This window comes from Streptomyces sp. SID5910, from assembly GCF_009862125.1.
GTDB lineage: Bacteria > Actinomycetota > Actinomycetes > Streptomycetales > Streptomycetaceae > Streptomyces.
The window spans coordinates 1-2545 of sequence record NZ_WWHX01000538.1 but is presented as its reverse complement, the minus strand read 5'-3'; the positions used below and the strand labels follow the sequence as shown (position 1 = coordinate 2545).

Genomic DNA, 2545 nt, shown 5'->3' with positions numbered 1-2545 from the left:
TCGGCTTCGTCTGGGACGAGGGCGGTGACCTGGCCGTCGAGTCGGGCGGGAAGTGGAAGGGCGGCCTGGACAGCCCCGAGGCGCTGCGGGCGATGGACTTCTACCAGGACCTCCAGGCCCTCGGCAAGGGCCCCAAGGACTCGGACGAGGCACAGCCCCCGCAGGCCGAGGTGATGGCGAAGGAGCAGATCGCCCAGATCATCGCCGTCCCCGGCGGAGCCAAGGTCGTCGAGGAGAAGAACCCCGAACTCAAGGGCAAGCTGGGCTTCTTCACCATCCCCGGCAAAAGCGCCGAGCAGCCGGGCGCCGTCTTCACCGGCGGCTCCGACCTGATCGTCCCGGCCGTCGCCAAGCACCAGGAGGAGGCGTTCACCTTCCTGCGCGAACTCGCCGGGGACGCCTGGCAGAAGAAGCTCGCGGTCGCCATGAGCTACGTACCCAACAAGACCACGCTGGCGAGCGCCGTCTCCGGTGATCCGGGCACCGCGGCCATGGCGGCCGGCGCCGCGAACGGGCACGCCACGCCCAACACCCCCGAGTGGGCGGCGGTCGAGGCCAAGAACCCGATCAAGGAGTACATGACGGCCGTCCTCACCGGCAAGGACGCTGCCGCCGAGGCCGCGAAGGCGTCTGGGACCATCACCGACACCCTCAACAGCGGCTCCTGACCGTCCCGAACCGTGCAAGGAACCACACCCGAGGACCAGGACCGAGGATCAGGAGGCGCCGTGTCGACCGTCCGTGAGCGGAGCGCGCCGCGCAAGACCGGCCACCGCCCTGTCCCGTCGGCCTCGAAACAGCCGGCCGGCCGGCGGGCCGGAGCGGACCGGGGTGCGCTGTGGCCGTACCTGCTGATCGCCCCCGCGGTGCTGGGCATGCTCTACCTGCTGCTCTATCCGCTGGCCCGCGCCGTGCTCATCTCCTTCCAGGACTTCCGGCTGCGCCAACTGATCCTCGGCGACGCCGAGTTCGTGGGGCTGCGCAACTACCGGACGCTGCTGGGCGACCCGGTGTTCTGGGAGGTGGTGCGCCGCACCTTCGTGTTCATGGCCGTCTGCGTGGTCGCGATCATGGTGCTGTCGATGCTGGTCGCCCTGATGGTCGAGCGGCTGGGCCGGGTGGCCAGGACGGTGGTCCTCAGCTCGCTGGTGCTGGTGTGGGCCGTGCCCGTGGTCGCGGCCACCACCGTGTTCCAGTGGCTGTTCCACTCCGAGTTCGGCATCGCCAACGAGACCCTCACCCGGCTCGGCTTCGACTCCTACGAGGGCTATCCCTGGTTCGCGAACGGCACGGCCGCGTTCGCCATCGTGGTGGTCCTGATCGTCTGGCAGTCGGTGCCGTTCGCCGCGATCACGCTGTACTCGGCGCTGGTCACGGTGCCGGCCGAGCTGTACGAGTCGGCGCGGATGGACGGCGCGGGTGCCGGCCGCCTCTTCCGCTCCGTCACCTTCCCGCTGATCCGGCCGATCTTCATGCTCGTCCTGTCCCTCGAAGTGATCTGGACGTTCAAGGCGTTCGTGCAGATCTGGGTGATGACGCGGGGCGGGCCCGGCGAGGCCACCACCATCCTGCCGGTGTACGCCGTGCAGACCGCGCTGGCCGGCCAGCGCTACGACCTGGGCTCCGCCGCCTCGATGCTCACGCTCCTGCTGATGAGCGGCGTCCTCGTCCTCTACTTCCGTCAGCTCTTCCGTCAGGAGGGTGAGCAGCTGTGAGCGTCTCGCACCCGCCGGCCCGCCGCAGGCCCCGGCGCCGCGCCCTGCGCCGCCTCCCCCTCAACGCGGCCGCCGTACTCACCGTCGTGGTCTGCCTGTTCCCCGTGTACTGGATGGTGACGACCGCGTTCAAACCGTCCACGGACATCCAGTCGTACGACCCGCAGCTCTTCCCGCGCGCCTGGACGCTGGACCACTTCCGGAAGGCGGTCGGGGCCGACGGGTTCGCGCTGTTCTGGCGCAACAGCATCCTGGTGACGCTGAGCGCGGTGCTGCTGGCCCTGGTGGTCGCCCTCGGCGCGGCCTACGCGGTGGCCCGGATGCGCTGGCGCGGGCGCCGGCAGTTCATGCTGGCGGTGTTCATCGCGCAGATGGCGCCCTGGGAGTCCCTGATCATCCCGATCTACATCATCTCCCGCGACACCGGCATGCTCGACCGGCTGCCGACGCTGACGCTGATCTACTTCATGATCACGCTGCCGTTCACGGTGGTGGTGCTGCGCGGTTTCATCGCGAACATCCCGCCGGAGCTGGAGGAGGCGGCGCAGGTCGACGGCTGCACCCGGGCCGGCGCCTTCCGCAAGGTCGCGTTCCCGTTGCTGGCGCCGGGGCTCATGGCGACCTCGCTGTTCGGTTTCATCACCGCCTGGAACGAGTTCACCTACGCCAACTTCCTCATCATCAAGCAGCAGGACAGCCGCACCCTGCCGGTCTGGCTCTCCTCGTTCCAGTCGACCTTCGGCACGGACTGGGGGGCCACGATGGCGGCCTCCACCCTCTTCGCGCTCCCCGCACTCATCATCTTCCTCGCGCTGCAACGGCATGTGACC

Annotated in this window: 3 protein-coding genes; all 3 read left to right on the top strand. The window is 69.4% G+C overall.

From position 1 onward, the window contains the following. On the top strand, positions 1 to 668 hold a 668-nt coding region (locus GTW67_RS18860; RefSeq protein WP_161165991.1), incomplete at its 5' end, for an extracellular solute-binding protein. Positions 669 to 728: 60 nt separating this feature from the next. Further along, positions 729 to 1715, top strand: a complete 987-nt coding sequence (locus tag GTW67_RS18855) for an ABC transporter permease subunit (RefSeq protein ID WP_161165990.1) — start codon at positions 729 to 731, stop codon at positions 1713 to 1715. Beyond that, a partial coding sequence (locus GTW67_RS18850; protein ID WP_161165989.1) for an ABC transporter permease subunit occupies positions 1712 to 2545 on the top strand: 834 nt, incomplete at its 3' end. The genes GTW67_RS18855 and GTW67_RS18850, both read left to right, overlap by 4 nt.